The sequence below is a fragment of the Micromonospora sp. WMMA1923 genome, assembly GCF_049179195.1.
Classification (GTDB): Bacteria; Actinomycetota; Actinomycetes; order Mycobacteriales; family Micromonosporaceae; genus Micromonospora; species Micromonospora yangpuensis.
The window spans coordinates 4,524,631-4,545,490 of sequence record NZ_JBMHLZ010000001.1; the positions used below are offsets into that span (position 1 = coordinate 4,524,631).

14 protein-coding genes and 1 pseudogene are annotated in these 20,860 nt (G+C 72.9%); 2 read left to right on the plus strand and 13 right to left on the minus strand.

Features of this window, described 5'->3' with window-relative positions:
• Positions 1-195: 195 nt before the first annotated feature.
• Positions 196-639, minus strand: a complete 444-nt coding sequence (locus ACN28G_RS20475) for a hypothetical protein (protein WP_421480141.1) — start codon at positions 637-639, stop codon at positions 196-198.
• Positions 640-674: 35 nt separating this feature from the next.
• On the opposite strand from ACN28G_RS20475, the gene ACN28G_RS20480 reads away from it, so the two are divergent.
• Positions 675-2,126: an SDR family oxidoreductase gene (locus tag ACN28G_RS20480; protein WP_091443007.1), complete on the plus strand. Its 1,452-nt coding sequence runs from the start codon at positions 675-677 to the stop codon at positions 2,124-2,126.
• 135 nt (positions 2,127-2,261) lie between these two features.
• On the opposite strand, the gene ACN28G_RS20485 is transcribed toward ACN28G_RS20480, so the two are convergent.
• From ACN28G_RS20485 to prmC, 4 genes are all read right to left on the minus strand, one after another.
• Positions 2,262-4,376 (minus strand): transglycosylase domain-containing protein, encoded by a 2,115-nt coding sequence (locus ACN28G_RS20485; protein ID WP_091447212.1) that lies wholly within the window; start codon positions 4,374-4,376, stop codon positions 2,262-2,264.
• A 148-nt stretch (positions 4,377-4,524) separates the two neighbouring features.
• A complete protein-coding gene (locus ACN28G_RS20490; protein ID WP_091443010.1) occupies positions 4,525-5,136 on the minus strand; it encodes a phosphotyrosine protein phosphatase in 612 nt (203 codons plus the stop codon).
• Positions 5,136-5,783 (minus strand): L-threonylcarbamoyladenylate synthase, encoded by a 648-nt coding sequence (locus ACN28G_RS20495; RefSeq protein WP_091447215.1) that lies wholly within the window; start codon positions 5,781-5,783, stop codon positions 5,136-5,138. The genes ACN28G_RS20490 and ACN28G_RS20495 overlap by 1 nt, the downstream gene beginning before the upstream one ends.
• Positions 5,783-6,697, minus strand: a complete 915-nt coding sequence (gene prmC, locus ACN28G_RS20500; RefSeq protein WP_421480142.1) for a peptide chain release factor N(5)-glutamine methyltransferase — start codon at positions 6,695-6,697, stop codon at positions 5,783-5,785. The genes ACN28G_RS20495 and prmC overlap by 1 nt, the downstream gene beginning before the upstream one ends.
• A 107-nt stretch (positions 6,698-6,804) precedes the next feature.
• Between prmC and ACN28G_RS20505 the strand changes: the two genes are divergently transcribed.
• A complete protein-coding gene (locus ACN28G_RS20505; protein WP_091443015.1) occupies positions 6,805-8,358 on the plus strand; it encodes a GGDEF domain-containing protein in 1,554 nt (517 codons plus the stop codon).
• 49 nt (positions 8,359-8,407) lie between these two features.
• Here the strand turns inward: ACN28G_RS20505 and prfA are convergent, their stop codons facing one another.
• From prfA to thrC, 8 genes and pseudogenes are all read right to left on the minus strand, one after another.
• Positions 8,408-9,496 carry a peptide chain release factor 1 gene (gene prfA / locus ACN28G_RS20510; RefSeq protein ID WP_091443018.1) on the minus strand — a complete coding sequence of 363 codons (1,089 nt, stop codon included), beginning with the start codon at positions 9,494-9,496 and terminating at the stop codon, positions 8,408-8,410.
• A gap of 205 nt (positions 9,497-9,701) precedes the next feature.
• On the minus strand, positions 9,702-9,926 hold the full coding sequence (rpmE, locus tag ACN28G_RS20515; RefSeq protein ID WP_091443022.1) for a 50S ribosomal protein L31: 225 nt from the start codon (positions 9,924-9,926) through the stop codon (positions 9,702-9,704).
• Positions 9,927-10,244: 318 nt separating this feature from the next.
• The gene (gene rho / locus ACN28G_RS20520; protein WP_421480143.1) at positions 10,245-12,329 is read right to left on the minus strand and encodes a transcription termination factor Rho; all 2,085 of its coding nucleotides are present in this window, start codon (positions 12,327-12,329) and stop codon (positions 10,245-10,247) included.
• A 291-nt stretch (positions 12,330-12,620) separates the two neighbouring features.
• The gene (gene thrB / locus ACN28G_RS20525; RefSeq protein WP_091443030.1) at positions 12,621-13,565 is read right to left on the minus strand and encodes a homoserine kinase; all 945 of its coding nucleotides are present in this window, start codon (positions 13,563-13,565) and stop codon (positions 12,621-12,623) included.
• Positions 13,566-13,671: 106 nt separating this feature from the next.
• Positions 13,672-14,904 (minus strand): annotated as a pseudogene (locus ACN28G_RS20530) (MFS transporter); the annotation flags it as partial.
• Positions 14,905-14,915: 11 nt separating this feature from the next.
• Positions 14,916-15,755 (minus strand): polysaccharide deacetylase family protein, encoded by an 840-nt coding sequence (locus tag ACN28G_RS20535; protein ID WP_421480144.1) that lies wholly within the window; start codon positions 15,753-15,755, stop codon positions 14,916-14,918.
• 140 nt (positions 15,756-15,895) lie between these two features.
• On the minus strand, positions 15,896-19,309 hold the full coding sequence (locus tag ACN28G_RS20540; RefSeq protein WP_421480145.1) for an efflux RND transporter permease subunit: 3,414 nt from the start codon (positions 19,307-19,309) through the stop codon (positions 15,896-15,898).
• Between the two features lie 429 nt (positions 19,310-19,738).
• The gene (thrC, locus tag ACN28G_RS20545) at positions 19,739-20,788 is read right to left on the minus strand and encodes a threonine synthase (RefSeq protein ID WP_091443039.1); all 1,050 of its coding nucleotides are present in this window, start codon (positions 20,786-20,788) and stop codon (positions 19,739-19,741) included.
• Positions 20,789-20,860: the final 72 nt, after the last annotated feature.

The following is a 20,860-nucleotide window of genomic DNA, read 5'->3' on the forward strand; positions in this document are numbered from 1 at the left end:
GCGCCTAGGAGTGTGCGGCACCCCCCACACTGCCGAAGCGTGCGGGCCATGCAACAGGCGCTCAACCGCGGCCAAGACTACTCCTGCCCGGCACGCCAGGGCAGCCCGACCGGCCGGAGGAAAATCCGACAACTTCGTTGCGTCACCGGTTCGTTCCCGGCCGTCCGGGGCCGACCGGGAAGCCGGGTCGCGCGGTCAGTCGCCGCGCGGCTGGGTGTAGGGCAGTGGCGCCCGCAACGCCCAGGTCAGGTGGGCTCCGGTCCAGACCACCACGGCCACGATGATCGCCACCCCCATGTCCGGCAGCCCGGACCAGCCGGTGGCGGCCACCGCCGACATCCCCACCCCCAGGATGACGATCTTGATGCCGTAGGTGCCGAGCCCCACCGGCATGAGCAGCCGCGGGTTGAGCGCGTCGGCCCAGGCCACCGAGAGGCCGGAGATCAGGTAGCTCGCGACGACCAGCCCGACCCCGGCGGCCACCCCCGCCGCGCTGGTCGGCCCGCGCAGCAGCGCGGCCAGCGGGACCGCGACCACCGCCAGCACCGCGCAGGCGGTCAGGGTCAGTCGCAGGTACGGCAGCCGGGCCCGGATCGCGCCCGGCTGACCGGCCGGGGGCGCGTCGGTCGAGAAGTCCACAGCGCCAGAGTCTATTCGGCGGCACACTGGAGAACGTGAGATGCCTGGTCACCGGAGCTACCGGATACATCGGCGGGCGGCTGGCGCCCCGGTTGCTGGCGCAGGGGCACACCGTTCGCTGCCTGGCCCGCAAGGCCGGCCGGCTGCGGGACGTACCGTGGGCCGAGCAGGTGGAGGTCACCGAGGGCGACCTGCGCCGGCCGGAGACCCTGCCGGCGGCGTTCGACCAGGTCGACGTCGCCTACTACCTGGTGCACTCGCTCGGGCAGGCCGGTTTCGAGGACGCCGACCGCGAGGCCGCGACGAACTTCGCGACGGCGGCCCGGGCGGCCGGCGTACGCCGGATCGTCTACCTGGGCGGGCCGGAGCCGACGGGGGTCGCGGCGACCTCCCCGCACCTGCGCTCCCGGGCGGAGGTGGGGCGGATCCTGCTGGCCAGCGGGGTGCCCACGGTGGTCCTGCGGGCCGCGGTGATCATCGGTTCCGGGTCGGCGTCGTTCGAGATGCTGCGGTACCTGACCGAGCGGTTGCCCGCCATGGTCACCCCCCGCTGGGTCCGCAACCGGATCCAGCCGATCGCGGTCCGGGACGTGCTGAGCTACCTCGCCGCCTGCGCCGAGCTGCCACCGGAGGTGAACCGGGCCTTCGACATCGGCGGGCCCGACGTGCTCACCTTCCGGGACATGATGCAGCGGTACGCGGCGGTGGCCGGGCTGCGCCGCCGGATCATCCTGCCGGTACGGGTGCTGACCCCGTCGCTCTCCTCGCACTGGGTGGGACTCATCACGCCGGTGCCCAACGCGATCGCCCGGCCGCTGGTGGAGAGCCTGATCCACGAGGCGGTCGCACACGAACACGACATCGCCCGGTACGTCCCCGACCCGCCCGGCGGGTTGACCGGCTTCGACCAGGCGGTCGGGCTGGCCCTGGCGAAGGTCCGCGACGCCGAGGTGGAAACCCGCTGGTCGACCGCGAGCGGGCCGGACGCCCCGGCCGAACCGCTGCCCAGCGACCCGAAGTGGTCTGGTGGCACGGTCTACACCGACCTGCGCGAGCAGGTAGTCGACGCGCCCCCGGCCGCCCTGTGGCGGGTGGTCGAGGGGGTCGGCGGTGAGCACGGCTGGTACTCGTTCCCGCTTGCCTGGTCGGTCCGGGGCTGGCTGGACCGGCTGGTCGGCGGGGTGGGGCTACGCCGGGGCCGGCGCGACCCGCACCGGCTCCAGGTCGGCGAGGCGCTGGACTTCTGGCGGGTCGAGGAGATCGTCCCCGGCGAATTGCTCCGGCTGCGCGCGGAGATGCGGCTGCCCGGCCGGGCCTGGCTGGAGATGCGCGTCGAGGCCGACGGCCCGGGTCGCAGCCGGTACGTGCAGCGCGCCGTCTTCCTCCCGCACGGCCTGCCCGGCCACGCCTACTGGGCCGCCGTGACCCCGTTCCACGCCCTGGTCTTCGCCGGCATGGCCCGCAACATAGCCGCCCACGCCCAGTAAGGAAGGGCCCCCTGTTAACGCTTTCGGTATAGGAAGGGCCCCCTGCAAACCGGGGGCCCGCCGCGCCGCCAGGCGTGGCGGCAGCGCGGCGGCCCGCGGCGCGGCGCGGCGGGGGGCGGCGCGGCGGGGGGCGGGTCAGTTGCCGGCTCGGGGGCCGGTGACCTGGTTGGCGATCGTCTCGCTGGGCGGGACGAAGTCCTGCACCGGTTGGTCGCGCAGGGTGGTGCCCAGCACCTGGGTCACCACGTCGACCAGTTGGGCCTGGACGGCCTGGCCCACCTTGTCGCGCGGGTCGTCGGGGTTGGCGGCCATCGAGGCCACCGCGAGCTGCGGGGTGAAGGCGACCACGGTCTCCGTGCCGTACCCCTCGGAGCTGCCGGTCTTGCCGGCGACGGGTCGACCCAGCCGGGCCCGGAGCAGCGCGGCGGTGCCTCCGGTGCAGGCGCCGTACATGGACTGGTCGCCGACCGGGCAGCGGGCGGCGTCGACGGCCGCCCGGGCCACGTCGGTGTCGAGCACCTGACGACAGTCCGGTCGGGCGGCGTCGACCGGCCGGCCGACGCTGTCGTTGATCGCCAGCACCGGGGTCGGTTTGCAGTACCTGCCCTCGGCGGCCACCGTGGCGTAGGCCCCCGCCAGGTCCAGCGGGGTGGTCGCGGCGACGCCCAGGGTGAACGGTCCCCAGTCCTTCGCACCGTACCGGGCCAGCCGGGCGTCGCCGTCGGCCCGCAGCACGATGCCGAGCCGCTCGGCCATCTCGACCACCCGGTCGGCACCTACCTGCTCGGCCAGCCAGGCGAAGTACGTGTTGACCGAGCGCCCGAAGGCGTCCCACATGGTCCGGTAGCCGTTCTGCTCCGCCGGGTTGGCGTTCACCGGACACCAGCGACCGCCGCAGCTGTTCGGTCCGGTGATGGTCCACCTGGTGACGAGTTGGCTAGGCGCGTCGAAGCTGGTCCGCAGGGGCAGCCCGGACTCCAGGGCGGCGAGCATGGTGAAGAGCTTGAACGTCGAGCCGGCCTGGTACCCGTCGATGTCGCCGCCGCCGGCCACCAACTGGTTGACGGTGTTCGGGCGGTTCTGCTGCCCCGGCGGGTTCTCCGCCACGCTGTACCGCCGGTTCACCGCCATGGCCAGCACCCGGCCGGTGCCCGGCTCGACCACCGCCGTCGGCGCGGTCCGCGGGTCGTCGACGCCGTAGACCCGCAGCACCTCGGCCTGGGTGTTGGCCTGCACCGTCGGGTCGAGGGAGCTGACGATCCGGAAGCCACCCCGGCGCAGGGCGCGCTGCCGCTCGTCGGCGGTGGCCCCGAACGCCGGCTGGTCGCTCCACCAACGGGTGAACCAGTCGCAGAAGTACCCCCAGTCGTTGCGTTCCTCGGGCACCGCCGTGCAGTCGTTCGGCGTCTCGGTGGGACGCAGCAGCAGGGGCTCGGACCGGGCCCGGTCCGCGTCGGCGGCGCTCACCTGCCCGGCGGCGACCAGTTGGCCGAGCACGTACGACCGGCGTTCCAGGGCCGCGTCGGCGTCCCCGCCGATCGGGTCGTCGGTGTCCGGTGAGCGCAGCAGACCCGCCAGCAGGGCCGCCTCGGCGAGGGTGAGCTGCCGGGGCGACTTGGAGAAGTACCGTCGGCTGGCCGCGGCGACCCCGTACGCGCCGGAGCCGAAGTACGCGATGTTCAGGTAGCGGGTGAGGATCTCGTCCTTGCTCAGCTCCCGCTCCAACGCCAGGGCGTACCGCATCTCCTGGACCTTGCGGCCGGTGCTGATCTCGGTGGCGGCGGCCCGCTGCTCCTCGGTCAGCCGCGGGTCACTGGCGAGCACGTTGCGGACGTACTGCATGGTCAGCGTGGAGGCGCCCTGCCGGGGCTCCCCATCGCGCTGGTTGGCGGTGAAGGCCCGCACCACGGCCCGTACGTCGACCCCTCGGTGCTGGTAGAACCGCAGGTCCTCGGCGGCCACCACCGCCTGGGCCAGGATCGGGGCCACCTCGGGCAGCCGGACGTCCACCCGGTTCTCGGTGTAGAACGAGGTGATCAGGGTCACCCCGTCGTTGGCGTACAGGTTGGAACGCTGCGCGGTGGGCGGCGTCCGCAACGAGTTGGGCAGATCGGCGTACGGCCCGATGACCGCCCGCACGCCCAGCCCGAAGACCAGGGCGGCCGGCAGGGCCGCGACGGCCAACGCCAGGCCGGCCAGTACCCCGGCGATCGATACGGTGAACACCTTGTCGAGACGGGTTCGGGTCATCAGCTTCCCCCGCAGGAGCCGGTCACGCTCGGACCCGTTCAGCATGACCGGGAAGAACCCGGGAACTCCGCCAATCCGGATAAAACTCGCAAGGTGGCCGCTTTCGGGGGACGTCCGAACAACCCGGTCCCGGTCGGCGGGAGACCCGTCAGGGCAGCAGGAGGGCGGCCAACGGCCGCACGGTCTCCTCGATCTCGTCGCCGATCCGCTGGAAGCACTGGTCGCCACGGCCCCACGGGTCGTCCAGGTCGTCGGTGGGCAGCGCGGCCGCGCCCTGCCGGGCCCGGTGCACCGCCTCGACCAGGGCGACGCCCCGGGCGTACACCGAGTCTCCGGTGACCTCGGTCGGCGGCGGCCCGGCCAGCTCCGCCGTGGCCAGCAACCGACCGAACTCACCGAGCACGAAGGTGCGCGCCTGCGCGTCGGGGCGCAGGGCGACCACGTAGTCCTGCTGGTCACCGGTGGCGGTCAGGACGAGATCCGCCGCGTCGATCTGGTCGGAACGCAGCTTGCGGGCGGCGAAGCCCTCAACGTCACCGCCCCGGGAGACGACCTGACGGGCCGCGGGCGGGTTCATCTCCTCACCGGCGTGCCATCCGCCGGTGCCGGCGCTGTGGCTGTGCACCAGCTCGTCGGCGCGCTGCGGGTCGAGGCCCAGCCGGGTCAGCCGCTCCCGCACCGAGCGGGCCAACAGCCGCTCGGCCATCGGGGAACGGCAGATGTTGCCCATGCAGACGTGCAGGACGGTGAACGGGGGCACTAGCCCACCCGGCTCTCGACGATGTCCGGCACCACGTCGCGCAGCTTCTCCAGCGGGATCGCGCCCTGGCGCAGCACCTGTGGCACCTCACCGGTCAGGTCCACGATCGTGCTCGGCACCGGATCCGGACACGGCCCGGCCTCCAGGTACGCCCGCACCGAATAGCTGAGCTGGGTGCGGGCCTGCTCGGCGGTGACCGCGGCCGGCTCGCCGGTGCGGTTGGCCGAGGAGACCGCCATCGGACCGGTCTCCCGTAGCACCTCCAGCGCGACCGGGTGCAGCGGCATCCGGACCGCGACGGTGCCGGTCTTCTCCCCGAGGTCCCACTGCAGACTGGGCGAGTGCTCGATCACGATGGTCAGCGCCCCCGGCCAGAACGCCTCGACCAGGTCGCGGGCCGCCTGGGGCAGCGTGAAGACGAGTCCGTCGAGGGTGTGCCGGGACCCGATCAGCACCGGTGGCGGCATCTGCCGGCCCCGACCCTTGGCGTCGAGCAGGGCCTTGACCGCGTACGGCGTGAACGCGTCGGCGCCGATGCCGTAGACGGTGTCGGTGGGCAGGACTACCAGTTCGCCGTTCTTGACCGCCTCGATGGCCGCGGCGATGCCGCGGTCCCGATCGGCGGGCGACCGGCAGTCGTAGAGCATCACGAGGAGCCAGTCTGCCACGCCGTGCCACCTGCGGCGTGACAGGCGTCCGATCGGCGGGACGCGGTGACGAACCGGGGGCGCCCGGTCAGGTCCGGATGGTCGACGACGGCGGCGAAGCGGCCATCGGCGGCGAGCAGCTCCGGCACCGTCGTACCGTGCGTGTCGTCGTGTTCCAGGCCCAGCGTCCCGCCGGGTCGCAGCAACCGCGCCGCCGCCGCGACCACCGGTCGGATCACCGACAGTCCGTCCGCGCCGCCGAACACCGCCTCGTCCGGATCGTGCCCGGCCACCTCCTCCGGTACGCCCACCCGACGGGGCACGTACGGCGGGTTGCAGAGCAGCACGTCCACCCGGCCGGTGAGCCCGGCCAGCAGCTGCGGATCGGTGACGTCGGCGACCACCACCTCGACCGGCCGGTCCCCCGCGGCGACCCGGTCGGCCACGTTGCGGCGCAGCCAGTCCAGCGCGGCCGGGGACCGCTCGACGGCCACCACCCGGGCCTGCGGCACCTCACCGGCGACCGCCAACGCGATCGCCCCGGACCCGCTGCACAGGTCCACGACCAGCGGATTCTCCGTACGTCGGGCCTGTTCGACGCCCCAGCCGGCGAGCAGTTCGGTCTCCGGTCGGGGGACGAACACCCCCGGTCCGACGCGCAGGTCCAGGTACCGGAAGGCGGCCCGGCCCGTCAGGTGCTGCAACGGCTCCCGGGTGGCCCGACGGCGTACCAGGTCCGCCAGGTGGGCGGTCTGCTCGGCGGCGAGCGGGTCGGCCAACGCCAGCCGTCCCCGGGGCACCCCGAGCACGTGGGCGACGAGCAGCTCCGCCTCGACGCGGGCCGACGCCACGCCGGCGCGGGCCAGTTCGCGGGCCACCCGGGCCACCGCCACGGAAGGTCGTTGCGGTTCCATACCCCTCGGGGGGTGTCCAAGACCGGTGGTCACTGGATAATCATGATGGGTCCGGCGCGTCATCGGCCAACGATGCGCGCGGGCACGCGTCGACGAGAGGGGTACGGGTGGGCTGGCTCGACCGGGTCACCGACCAGGTTGACGCTCTGCGGCAGGCCCGCTCCTTGCAGGAAGCAAGTTGCTCGGCCGAGGCGTACCGCCTCCTGGACCGGGTGATCCGCACCACCGCCGACCCGTACGCCCGGACGGACGCCCTGGTGCAACGCCTCTCCGCGGTGATCAATCTCGGTCGTACGGCGGAGTTCACCCGGGCCATCGAGGAGGCCTCCGGTGCGGTCCGCGACCTCGCCGAGCCCTACCTGCACGGGCATCTGAACGCCCTCGCCGCCCTCGCCGCCCAGCACCAGGGCGCGCTGGACCGGTGCGTGGTCCACCTGGTCCGGGCGGCCCGGGCGCTCGGCGCGGTCGACGAGGAGGACCGGGACACCGCCTGGGGCTGGCACGACCTCGCGATGGCCTACTCCTACCTCGGTTTCCACGGGTACGCACTGGGCGCGATCGAACGGGCCCGGCAGCTCGGCACGGCGGTCGGCATACCCGAGGAGACCTTCGCCGCGCCGGGGATCCGGCTGCGCAACGCGGTCGCCCTGGACCACAACGGCGACAGCGACGGCTGCCTGCGGGTGCTCCGGGACATCGCCATCGACCTCGACCAGTACCGCCGGGTCGGCCGGGCGGGGCAGTTGCGCCCGAGCAGCCTGGCCGCCTACGGCTACGCCGCCGCCCGACGGGTCGCCCTCGGTGACCCGGTCGCCGCGGGCGCGGAGGGTGACGCGGCCCGGCTGCTCGGCCACGGCGGGGACAGCGCCCGGGCCCGGGACATGCGTCAGCTCGGTCAGGTCTGCCTGGCCGTCGCCGACGGCCGCCCGATCGAGGCGGTGACCTGGCTGGACCGGGTCCGGATCTCGCACGAGACGCTCGGTGCCGCCGAATCGGCCCGGCTGCGCAGCATCGCGCTCGCCGGAGCCGGCGACCACGCGGCGGCACACCGGGCCGACCGGTTGGCGTTCCGGCTCGCCGCCCAGCGCAACGACCGGCTGCGCGACGTCTACATCGACGGCGTCGCCGCCCGCATCGACCACGAGGAGATGCGCCGCGAGGCCGCCCGGTACGAGGGTGAGGCGTTGACCGACCCGCTGACCGGGCTGCCCAACCGACGCCGGTTGGAGCGGTACATCGCCGCCACCGTCACCCGGGGCGAACGGGTGGTGATCGGGGTCTGCGACCTCGACGGTTTCGCGGCGGTCAACGCCCGGCACGGCCACCACTCCGGTGACCTGGTGCTGCAACGGGTCGCCGGAGTGATCAACCGGGTGATGCGGCGCGGTGATTTCGTGGCCCGCTACGGCGGGGACGAGTTCGTGGTGGTGTTGCCCGGCGCGGGGATGACCGCGGCGGCCGAGGTGGGCCGCCGGATCGACGCGGCCGTGCGGGCCGAGGACTGGGAGTCCCTGGTGCCCGGCACCCCGGTCGGGGTCAGCGTCGGGTTCGCGCCGGTCAGCGGAGGTGCCGGGCCCGGCCTACGCGAGGCCCTGCACACCGCGTTCGAGGCCGCCGGGCGGGCGGTGCCGCCCGCCGGGAAGCGCCTACCCGACTCCTGACGCGCATCCACCGGACCCGGCCCGGCCAGGTGGGCGCCCGGGCCCGGCCTCAGCGTCGGGCCAGGTCGGTGCCGCCGGCCAGGCGGGCGGTCCGGTCGGCGTCGGCCAGGGCGTCGAGTACGCCGTCCAGTTCACCGGCGAGCGTCAGGTCCAGGTTGTACGCGGTGTAGCCGATCCGGTGGTCGGTGATCCGGTTCTGCGGAAAGTTGTAGGTGCGGATGCGCTCCGAGCGGTCCATCGTACGCACCTGGGCCTTCCGGGCGTCCGAGGCCGCCGCGTCGGCCTGCTCCTGGGCGGCGGCCAACAGCCGGGCCCGCAGGATCCGCATCGCCTGCTCGCGGTTCTGGAGCTGGGACTTCTCGTTCTGGCAGGAGACCACGATGCCGGTGGGCACGTGGGTGATGCGGACCGCCGAGTCCGTGGTGTTCACCGACTGGCCGCCCGGCCCCGAGGAGCGGAAGACGTCGATCCGCAGCTCGTTCGGGTCGATGGTGACGTCGACGTCCTCGGCCTCGGGGAGCACCAGCACCCCGGCGGCGCTGGTGTGGATGCGTCCCTGCGACTCGGTGACCGGTACGCGTTGCACCCGGTGCACGCCACCCTCCCACTTGAGCCGGGACCACACGCCGTTGCCACCGTCCGGCACGCCCCGGGTCTTGATCGCCAACGAGACGTCCTTCACCCCGCCGAGGTCGGAGTCCTGGGCGTCGATCACCTCGGTGACCCAACCGTGCCGCTCGGCGTACCGGGTGTACATCCGCAGCAGGTCGCCGGCGAACAACGCCGACTCCTCACCGCCCTCGCCCGCCTTGATCTCGACGATGACGTCCTTGGCGTCGTGCGGGTCCCGGGGGATCAGCAGCTCGGCGAGGCGTTCCTCCAGCGCCGGCAGGGTCGCCGCGATGGCCTCGGTCTCGGCGGCGAAGGTGGGGTCCTCGGCGGCCAACTCCCGGGCCGCGGCCAGGTCGGCCCGCGCCTGCTCCAGCTCACCGGCGGCCTTGTGCAACGGCACCAGCTCGGCGTAGCGGCGACCGACCCGCCGGGCGGTGTTCTGGTCGGTGTGCAGCCCCGGGTCGGCCAGCCGCTTCTCCAACTCGGCGTACTCGTCGAGGAGGGCGGTCAGGCGCTCACTGCTCATGACGGGGGTGCTCCTTCGACGACAACACGGCGGACAGACGGGAGGCGACGGACAGACAGGAGACGACGGACCGGCGGGGCCGCAGCGGACAGGGACGACGCGACGGACCGGCAGGGCCGGCGGGGACGGCGGGGACGGCGGGCCCGGTGAAACGGACGAACGCCCGCGTCCGGCGGTGAGCCGGACGCGGGCGTCGTCGGTGGGGCTACTTGTCCTTCTTGGCCTGAACCTTGGCGTACTTCTGCTGGAACTTCGCGACCCGGCCCGCGGTGTCGAGAACGCGCTGCTTACCGGTGTAGAACGGGTGGCAGGCGCTGCAGGTCTCGACGTGGATCGAGCCGCCCTTGGCGGTGCTGCGGGTCGTGAAGGAGTTGCCGCAGGAGCAGGAGACCTCGGTGGTCACGTACTGCGGGTGAATGTTGGCTTTCATGTCGCCTCGGTCCTTTCATCGTTGGTCGCCGGGTCGCCCGCGCTGCCCCGAGCATGATCGGGAACGGGCGTGAACCGGAACCGGTGGCCGATTGACCAGTGTGCCATGGGCGTACGCCGACCCGTCGACCGGGCCACACGACTGTTCCGGCTGCTCCAACGCACGCCCTTGTTCCCGCATTCCCACCACCGTCCCGTCCCCACCCCGCCGGGCCCGGCAACTTCACCGGGACGGTGGTCACCGCGCCCGCGAGGGCACGACGGACCACGCCGCGCCCGTGGGGGCACGATCACACCAGACGGGGTGGGAACGGACAGGTCACTCGCCGGGGGTGGACTTGGCGATCTGCATCAGGAACTCGATGTTGGTACGGGACTGCTTGAGGCGGTCCAGCAGCAGGTCCAGCGACGCCTGCGAGTCCAGCGAGTGCAGGACCTTGCGGAGCTTGTGGGTGATGGCCAGCTCCTCCGGCGCGAGCAGGATCTCCTCCTTACGGGTACCGGAGGTGTGGATGTCGATGGCCGGGAAGACCCGCTTGTCGGCGATCTTCCGGTCCAGCTTCAGCTCCGCGTTGCCGGTGCCCTTGAACTCCTCGAAGATGACCGTGTCCATCACCGAACCGGTTTCCACCAGCGCGGTGGCCAGGATGGTCAGCGAGCCGCCGTTCTCGATGTTGCGGGCCGCACCGAGGAAACGCTTCGGCGGGTAGAGCGCGGTCGAGTCGATACCACCGGACATGATCCGGCCGCTGGCCGGCGCCGCCAGGTTGTACGACCGCCCGAGCCGGGTCACCGAGTCGAGCAGTACGACCACGTCGTGGCCCAGCTCGACCAGGCGCTTGGCCCGCTCGATGGCCAGCTCGGCGACCGTGGTGTGGTCCTGCGGCGGACGGTCGAAGGTGGCCGCGACGACCTCGCCCTTGACCGAGCGCTGCATGTCGGTGACCTCTTCGGGCCGCTCGTCGATCAACACCACCATCAGGTGGCACTCCGGGTTGTTGTGGGTGATCGCGTTGGCGATCGCCTGCAACACCATGGTCTTACCGGCCTTGGGCGGCGACATGATCAGCGCCCGCTGCCCCTTGCCGATCGGCGTGACCAGGTCGATGACCCGGGTGGTGAGGATGTGCGGCTCGGTCTCCAGCCGCAGCCGCTCCTGCGGGTACAGCGGGGTCAGCTTGTAGAACTCGGGCCGGTGCCGGGCCTCCTCGGGCTCCATGCCGTTGACCGTGTCCAGCCGGACCAGCGGGTTGTACTTGTCCCGCCGCTGCTCGCCGTCGCGGGCCGCGCGGACCGCGCCGGTGATCGCGTCGCCCCGCCGCAGGCCGTACTTCTTGATCTGCGACATCGAGACGTAGACGTCGTTCGGACCGGCCAGGTAGCCGGTGGTCCGGACGAAGGCGTAGTTGTCCAGCACGTCGATGATGCCGGCCACCGGAACGAGCACGTCGTCGTCGCTGACCTGCGGCTCACGGCCGCCGTCGGTGCCGCCCTCGGCCCGGTCGCCACGGCCGCGACGACGGTCGCGGAAGCGGCTGCGCCGACCCCGACGGCCGCCGCCGTCGTCGTCGTCGTTGTCGTTGTCCCGGTCGGCACGCGCCCCACGGTCGCCACGGTCCCGGTCGTTGTTGCGGTCCCGGTCGTTGCGGTCCCGGTCGTTACGGTCCCGGTCGGACCGCTCGTTGCGCTCGGCCCGCTCGTTACGGTCGGAGCGCTCGGCCCGGTCACCCCGGTCGTTACGGTCGCTCCGGTCGTTACGGTCACCCCGGTCGCCCCGCTCGTTGCGGTCGCCACGGTCACCCCGCTCCGCGCGCTCGCCACGGTCGGCCCGCTCACGGTCGGCGCGCTCGCCACGGTCGGCCCGCTCGCCACGCTCACCCCGGTCGGCACGTTCCGACCGCTCGGGGCGCTCGGCCCGGTTCTCGGTACGCTCCGCCGGCTCACCCGCCGGCTCGGCGGTCCGCACCTCGTCGGTGCGTACCTCGGTGGGTCGAGCCTCCGCGGCGGTGGCCCGGCTCCGACGGGTCCGGGCCCGTCCCTCGGTCACGACCGGGGCGGGCTCCGCCGGTGCCTGCTCGGTGGCCGGACGCGGCGCGGTCTCCCGCACCTCGGCGTGGACCTCCTCACGGACGCCGGTGCCGGCGGCAGCCGCGACCTCAGCCCGTGGTCGAGGGGTCCCCGCCGCCGATCCGCCCTGCCGCTCGGTGATCGCGCTGATCAGCTCGCCCTTGCGCATGCGAGCCGTACCGGAGATGCCGAGCGACGCGGCCAGGCTCTGCAGCTCCGGCAGCAGCATCGCGGACAGGCCGGTACCGCTGCGCCGACGACGGGTGGGGGCGGCGGCGGTGGTGGCATCGCCAGCGACGTTGGAAACATCCGACGTCACGTCGGTGGTGTCGCTCAATGGAATCCTTCCCTCGATAGGCCGGACTGCCCGGAGTCGAAACCAGGTGGCCGGGCGGCCTCGGTGCACCCGCCTCGCATGACGCGTCGCGGGAGTCTGTGACACAGCAGCCGGTCGGTTTACCGGCCCACCAAACTCGGTGGGCAGGCAGCGCCGCCTGCAACGACCTGTGGAAACTGCGGCGCGGCGTGGCCTTTGGCAGGGGTGACGGGCTGACCGCCGAGAGCTTCGGGGGTGCGCCGACCCGCAGGAGATCGCATGCTTCGCGGCTGTGCTAGGCCTAGAGCGTAATCAACTCTTCCGACCTGCGGCAACAGGGTCCCGCTCGGCGTGTCCAAGTCTACCCCGGCCGAGGGTGGCACCGCTGACGTCTATCGGCAACCGCCAGATCTGGCAATCCATTCCCGGGTCGAAGCCCGTACCGGGGTCGGTGAAGGCCAGCACGGTCGGCCCGGCCCCACTGACCACAGCCGCCACATCCGCCGCACGCAAGGCGCTGACCAGGGCGTACGTCTCGGGCATGCCGGCGGCACGGTACTGCTGGTGCAGCCGGTCGACGGTGGCCGGCAGCAGCAGACCCGGCTCGGCGGTCAGGGCGTGAACCAGCAGCGCGGCCCGCCCGGCGGTCAGCGCGGCGTCGCCGTGCGGCACGGTGGCCGGCAACGCGGCCCGGGCCTCGGCGGTCAGTCCCTGCCGGGTCGGCACGAAAACGGTAGGTGCGACGCCCTCGGCGACCGGCAGCGAGACCGCCCGCGCCCCGGACGGCTCGGTCCAGGCCACGGTGAACCCGCCCAGCAGGCACGGCGCGACATTGTCCGGATGGCCCTCGATCTCGGCGGCCAGGCGCAGCGCCGCGGCCTCGTCCATCGTCGTCGTACCGTCGACCACCAGGGCCCGGGCCAGCTGCACCCCGGCGACGATCGCCGCCGACGAGGAGCCCAGCCCACGGGCCTGCGGGATCCGGTTGACACACTCCACGGTCAGCCCCGACGGCTGACCGCCGAGCACGTCGAAGGCGGCCCGCATGGCGCGGACCACCAGGTGCCGCTCGTCGTCCGGCAGGTCACCGGCGCCCTCACCGGTCACCGTCACCCGCACCCCACCGGCCGACACCTGTGCGGCCACGTCGTCGTACCGCCCCAGGGCCAGCCCCAGGGCGTCGAAGCCAGGCCCCAGGTTGGCGCTGGTGGCGGGGACGCGGACCCGGACCGGCCCGGTTTCGAATGTCGTCGGCACGGCCTCATGCTATGGCTCACCGCCGACCCGGCGAGCTCCGGCCGGCAGACGACGCGGGATCAGCCGACGAACCGGTACGGTCCGACAGCACGGGCCCGTCCGACGGCACGGGATCGATGCCGGCGGCCGGGTCGGCGAGGGAGAGTCGTCGGGTGGCGATCCGCCAGCCGACCGCGTAGACCACGGTGACCAGGCCACAGCCGGCGAGGACCACCCGCTCGTCCACCAGGTCGACCACCGAGGCGACCACCAGCTGACTGACCGAGATGGCCAGGGTGGCCAACATCATGTCGGTGGCGAAGACCCGCCCACGCAGCCGGTCGGGCACCTCACCCTGCAGGGCGTAGTTCGACATCACCCAGTTGCTGCCGCCGGCGAAGTGCGCCACGAAGACCAGGACCAGCACCAGCGGAAACCAGGAGACCACCGAGGTGCCCAGGTAGGCCAACCCGTACAGCGACATGGACAGGGCGAGCCCGGTGAGCAGCCAGGACCGTCTGGTCAGCACCCGTCGCATCAGGATCGGCCCGACCAGCGCCCCCGCGCCGCGCACCGCGAACAGCAGGCCGGTGCCGGCCGCGCCGACGCCGTACACCCCGGCCAGGAGGGGGAACACGGTAAGCACCCCGTTGCCCAGGCCGACCGCGGACTTCACGGTGACCAGCGCCAACACCCGGGGCCGGTGTCCGATGTAGCCCAACGCCTCCCGGATCGCCGCCCAGGTGCGCTGGGCGGGTACGGCGTTGTCGCGGGGCGCCTGGAGGGGACGGCGGATGAGCGCGGCGAGGCCGGCCGCCAGCGCCAGGCCGACGGCGGCCACCCAGAAGCAGGCGTACGGGCCGACCCAGGCACTGAGCAGCCCGCCGAGGGAGGCACCGACGACGGTCATGGTCCCCCAGGCGGAACCGGCTACCGCGTTGCCGGCGGCGAGTTCACCGGGGTCGAGCACATTGGGCAGCGCCGCCTGGGCGGCCGGCGAGTAGAAGGCCTTCGCCACCGCGATCACGCCGATGCCGAGCATCGCCAACCAGGCCGTCCCGGCGCTGTTCACCCCGAGCAGCAGCAGCGTCCCGAGCAGGGCCGCGCCGTTGGCCACCATCATGACGCGCTTGCGGTCCAGCCGATCCGCCACGGTGCCGGTGTACGGCAACAGCAGCGCCACCACCCCGGTGTCCACGGCCAGCACCAACGCGCCCCACACCCCGCTGCCGGTCAGGTCGGGCAGGAGCACGAGCAGGGGCACCATCAGGAACCAGTCGGCACCGAAGACCACCATCTGGGCCAGGAATAGATGACGGAAGTTCCGGTTCCCGGTGAGGACCGACCACGTGGAAGCCACGTGCCCGTACCCTACCCGGCACCCGCCGACCGGGCGTCGTTCTGCAGCAACCGCGACACCGTGACGAAGGTGAAGCCCCGCTCCCGCAGGCCGGTGATCAGGGTCGGTAGGCCATGCAACGCCACCAGCCGGTCGGCGACGCCGACGTCGTGCGCCAGCAGGATGGTGCCGGGCCGGACGTCGGCCAGGATCCGCCGGGCGTGTCCGGTGGGGTCGTCGGGGAACTCCCGCTCACGCATCTGCAGCGACCAGAGCACCAACCGGTAGTCCAGCCGGACGGCGGCGTGCAGCACCGCGCCGCCGAGATGCCCGTACGGCGGTCGGAACAGCCGGGGCGGCGCCCCAGCGACCTCGGTGATCACGTCGTGGCTGCGGCGCAGGTCGTCGTGCACCCCGGCGGCGTCGAGGCGGGCCAGGTCCCGGTGCGCCCAGCTGTGGTTGCCCACGTCGTGACCGGTCAACCGGCCCCGCAGCAGGTCGCCGTGGCGTTCGACGCGTTGGCCGACCAGGAAGAAGGTGGCCGGTACGGCGTACCGATCGAGGATGTCCAGCACCATCGGGGTCCACTGTGGCGCGGGCCCGTCGTCGAAGGTCAACGCGACCAGGTCGTCCCGCGGAGCACCCGCCCAGACGATGGAGAGCCGGCCGGAGCCGACGTCCTGCCGGCGGTTGCCCAGGGTGGTGCTGGCCGCCCCGTCCGGCAGCGGGTGGTGCCGATCGGCCACCCGGATGCCCTCCGCGGTCGCCACCGCACCGACCGCGGTCCCCCCGGCGAGGAGCGCGGCCCGCCGCAGCACAGCGCGCCGGTGCCACCGGCCGGTGGCGCCGGTGCCGGCCCGCTCCTGACCCACGTGAACACCCCGATCACGACTCTGAGTACATTTCTACTTACTCAGAGTACACGCGGGATGGGTCGACCGGTATCGACAAGACCGGACAGTGAAACGCCCCGGCGGGGCTCCCACCAGGGCGTTTCACTACCGGATAGAGATCATTCGGCGGGCGGCAGCGGCGAACGCCGGCTCTTCGGCAGCCGCAACACCTCGAACTGGTCCGTACCGTCGACCAGGGCGCCCGAGGGGGCGGGTCGGGTGGCCGGCGCGTCGGCCTCCCGCTCGGCGGTGGCCCCGCCGGCAGTGCCCCCGGCGGCGGTGGTCCCGCCCGCGGTGGCCCCACCCGCGGTGCCCTTCGCGGCGGTGGTCCCGCCCGCGGTGCCCTTGCCCGCGGTGGCCCCGGCGGCCGGCCCGGTGGAGTCCCGGCCGGTCGACCGTCCGGTGTCCGCCCCGACGGTGACCGGCTCGCGCGGTGTCGCTCCGGCGGAACCGTCGGGGTCTGCTCCGGCCGCGGCGGCGCCGGCGCGACGGACCCGCCACGACTCCTTGGTGTGCTCGGCCATCGCGTACAGCGTCGGCACCAGGACCAGGGTCAGCAACGTCGAGCTGAGCAGACCACCGATCACCACGATCGCCAGCGGTCGGGAGATGAAACCACCCTCACCGGTGAGCCCGAAGGCCATCGGCAGCAGCGCGAAGATCGTGGCGACCGCGGTCATCAGGATCGGACGCAGCCGGCGCCGGCCACCCTCGACCACCGCCTCCCGGATCCCCATCCCCTGCTCCCGGTACTGGTTGATCAGATCCAGCAGCACGATCGCGTTGGTCACCACGATGCCGACCAGCATCAGCACGCCGATCAGCGCCGGCACCCCCAGCGGGGTACCGGTCACCAGGAGCAGCCCGATCGCCCCGATCGCCGCGAACGGTACGGAGATCAGCAGGATCAGCGCCTGGACCAGACTCCGGAACGTCGCCACCATGATCAGGAAGACGATCGCGATCGCGGCCAGCACCGCCAGTCCCAGGTCGGCGAAGGCCTCCTCCTGGTCGGCGCTCACCCCGCCCAGGGTGAACGTCGCCCCCGGCACGTCGAGGCCGTCCAGCCGGTCGCGCAGCTCCTGGCTGGTCGCGCCGAGGTTGGACCCGGTCGCGGTGCCGGTGACCGAGACGCTGCGGTCCCCGTCGATCCGGGTGATCTGCTGCGGCCCCTCGGACTGCCTGATCTCGGCGATGTCGTCGAGGGTGACCGGGCCGACCCGCAGAGCCCGCAGCTCCTCGACGGTCAACGGCGGCTTGCCGGTACCGGCGAGCACCACGGCGCGCTGTGCGCCGTCGACCGAGACCTGCCCCAGCGGGGTGCCCCGGTAGACCTGGGCGACGAGCTGGCCGACCGCCGCCTCGGTGAGCCCGGCCCGGGCCGCCGCGATCCGGTCGACGACGACCTCCACCCGCGGGACCCGCTCGGCCAGGCTGGTGGAGACATCGGCCACCTCGGGCGTCTCGGCCATCGCCCGCCGGGCCTCCTCGGCGGCCCGCGCCAGCACCTCCGGGTCCGGAGCCTGGACGATCACCCGGATCTCGTTGGCGACGGCCCCGCCCTGACCACCGCCGAAGGTGATCTCACCGACGCCGTCGCCCAGACCGTCGAGCTCCCGACGCAGTTTCTCGCGCAGCTCTGCGGCGTCGGTCTCGCCGTCCAGCGCCACCGAGTAGGAGGCGGTCTCGTTGCCCCCGCCCCCGGCGAACGGGTTGTCCCCGCCGCCGGCGGTGACCTGGTAACTCTCCACCCCGTCGGTACGCGCCAGCACCGCCTCGACCTGGCGGGCGGCCTGGTCGGTGCCGGCCAGCCCGGTGCCCGCCGGCAGCTGCTGGGTGATGTTCAGGGTGTCCTGGCCGGAGTCGTCCAGGAAGTTGGTCTCCAGCTGCCGGGAGAGCCCGAAGGTGCCGGCGAGCACGACCAGCCCCACCCCCACCGTGATCCACCGGGTCCGTCGGGTCCGGGTGGCGAAGTCGATGACCGGCAGGTACGCCCGCTGCAGCGGGTTGCGCAGCTCCCTGGCCTCGGCGGCCCGGCGGGCCTGCTCGTCGGAGACGGCCGGTGGCTTCAGGAACCAGTACGCCAGCACCGGGATCACGGTCAGCGAGACCAGCAGCGAGGCGAGCAGGGCCACCGTGACGGTGATCGCGAACGGCGCGAAGAGCTGCCCGACGAAACCGCCGACGAGCGCGACGGGGGCGAAGACCGCCACCGTGGTCAACGTGGATGCGGTCACCGCACCGGCGACCTCCCGGACCGCGCCGAGGATCGCCTCGCGTTTCTCCTCGCCGTACTCCAGGTGGCGTTTGATGTTCTCCAGCACCACGATCGAGTCGTCCACCACCCGCCCGACCGCGATGGTCAGCGCGCCGAGGGTGAGCAGGTTCAGCGAGTAGTCCCCGATCCACAACGCGAGCAGCGCCACCAGCACCGACAACGGGATCGACACCGCGGTGACCACGGTGGAGCGGATCGACAGCAGGAAGACCAGGATGACGATGACCGCCATCACCAGACCCAGCAGACCCTCGGTGCTCAACGTCTCGATGGACTTCTCCACGAACGGGGCCTGGTCGAAGATCACCGTCAGGTCGGCACCGGCGGCGGTCTCCAGCTCGGTGAGCCGGTCGCGGATCTCGTGGGAGATCGCCACCGCGTTGCCGTCGGGAGCCGCGGTGACCGCGATACCCAGGCTGTCCTGCCCGTTGGTACGGGTGATCGCGGTGGGCGGCGCGAGCTGCTGCTCCACCGTGGCCACGTCGCCGAGCTTGACCGGGGCGGCCTTCGAGTCCGACGGTACGAGGGCGATCCCGCGCAGTTCGTCCAGGGTGGTGATCGGGGCACCCACCTGCACGGTCAACGACCGCGCCCCGTCGCTGACCGCGCCGGCCGGCACCGCCACGCCGTTGGTCTTCAACGCCGTGCCGATCGCGGTCGGGGCGAGCTTGGCCTTGGCGAGCTTGGCCGGATCCGGGGTGATCACCACGACGTCGTCGCGGTCACCGGTCACCTCGACGGTCCGTACCCCGTCGATCGACTCCAGCTCCGGTACGACCGTGTCGCGCAGCCGGCCCGCCAGGGCCCGCTCGTCGGAGCCGGTGGCCGCCGCGATCACCATGGCCGGCAGGTCGTCGGTGCTGCCCGCGATGACCTGCGGGTCCACGTCGGCCGGCAGTTGCGCGTCGATCCGGCTCAACGCGGTCTGCATCTTGTTGACCACGTCGTCCAGGTCGGTGCCGAAGGCGAACGTCACCTGGACGGTGGTCAGGCCCTCGCGCGAGGTCGAAGTGATCTCCTCCAGGCCGGCGATCCCCTGGAGACTGTTCTCGATCGGCTCGGTGACCTGCGATTCCACGATCTCCGGACCAGCACCGGGATAGCCGGCCACGATGAACGCGGCCGGGAACTCCAGCGACGGCAGGAGCTGCTGCTTGAGCGACGGCACGGCGAACAGTCCGAATGCCGTGGTCACCACCGCGATGAGGGCTACCAGCCCTCGGTTGGCGAGGCTGAATCTGGCGAGCAGCGACATCGGCGTGGCTCACTCCTGGAGAGAGACTGATTCGACGGGAAGAAGGCTGGGGTGACAGCGGGCCCTGGTCGGCATGAGCAGTGTGCCCGACGCGGTCACCCCCACGCTGCCCGGGTCGACGTGCCTGCGCCCCGCCGCCGGATGCGCGACGCGGCCCAGTCGACGCGCCTGCGCACCCTGGCGGATGGGCGGAGGGTGCGGCGCGGTGCCGAAGGCAGCTCGCAGGACCCGACGCGGTGCCGGCGGCGACGCGACAGGGTGCCCGACACGGTTCGGTCCACGGGCCCGCGCCCGCCGGACGGGGCGAAAGCCGCCCGCGCCGCCGCACCGACCGTCGTGACCGCCGGCCCGGGGGGCACCCGGGCTGACGGTGGTGAGAAGGGCCCCCCGCTCTACCGTAGGCGTTAAGCGGGGGCCCTTCCTTACACCTCAGGCGAGGTCTAGGGAGCGGGCGGCGGAGAGCGGGTCGTTGGCGATGGTGATCGGGGCCGGTGCGGTGGAGATCGCCCACTCCGGGTCCTTGAGGCCGTGGCCGGTGACCGTGCAGACCACCGTCGAACCGGCCGGCACCATCCCGGCCGCCGCCTGCTGGAGCAGACCGGCGACGCTGGCCGCGCTGCCAAGCTCGACGAAGGCGCCCACCTCCCGGGCGAGCAGCCGGTACGCGGTGAGGATCTCCCGGTCGGTGACCGCCGCGATCAGCCCGCCGGAGGCGTCCCGGGCGTCGGCCGCCAGGGTCCAGCTCGCCGGGTTGCCGATCCGGATCGCGGTGGCGATCGTGGACGGCTCGGGCACCACCTGGCCGGTGACGATCGGGGCGGCACCGGCGGCCTGGAAGCCGTACATCTTCGGGGTCCGGGTGGCGTTGCCGGCCCGGAGGTCCTCGGAGTAGCCCATCCAGTAGGCGGAGATGTTGCCGGCGTTGCCGACCGGCAGGCAGTGGATGTCCGGCGCGTCGCCGAGGGCCTCGACGATCTCGAAGGCGGCGGTCTTCTGGCCGTGCAGCCGGTCGGGGTTCACCGAGTTGACCAGGGCCACCGGGTAGTCCTGGGCGAGCTTGCCGGCCAGCGCCAGGCAGTCGTCGAAGTTGCCCTGCACCTGGAGCAGTTTCGCGCCGTGCACCAGCGCCTGGGCCAGCTTGCCCAGCGCGATCTTGCCCTGCGGCACCAGCACCGCGCAGGTGATCCCGGCCCGGGCCGCGTACGCCGCGGCGGAGGCGCTGGTGTTACCGGTCGAGGCGCAGATGATCGCCTTGTCGCCGGCACCGACCGCCTTGGAGACGGCAAGCGTCATCCCCCGGTCCTTGAACGAGCCGGTCGGGTTCGCTCCCTCGACCTTCAGGTAGACGTCGCAGCCGAGCCGCGCGGAGAGCACCGGTGCCGGCAGCAACGGGGTGTTCCCCTCGTGCAGGGTGACGACGGGCGTGGCGTCGGTGACCGGCAGCCGGTCCCGGTACGCCTCGATCAGACCCCGCCACATGTCGCTCTCCTCGCCTAGTCGCCCCCGGAACCGGGGGCCCTCTCCAGGGTGGCCCAGCCACCCCGACCGACC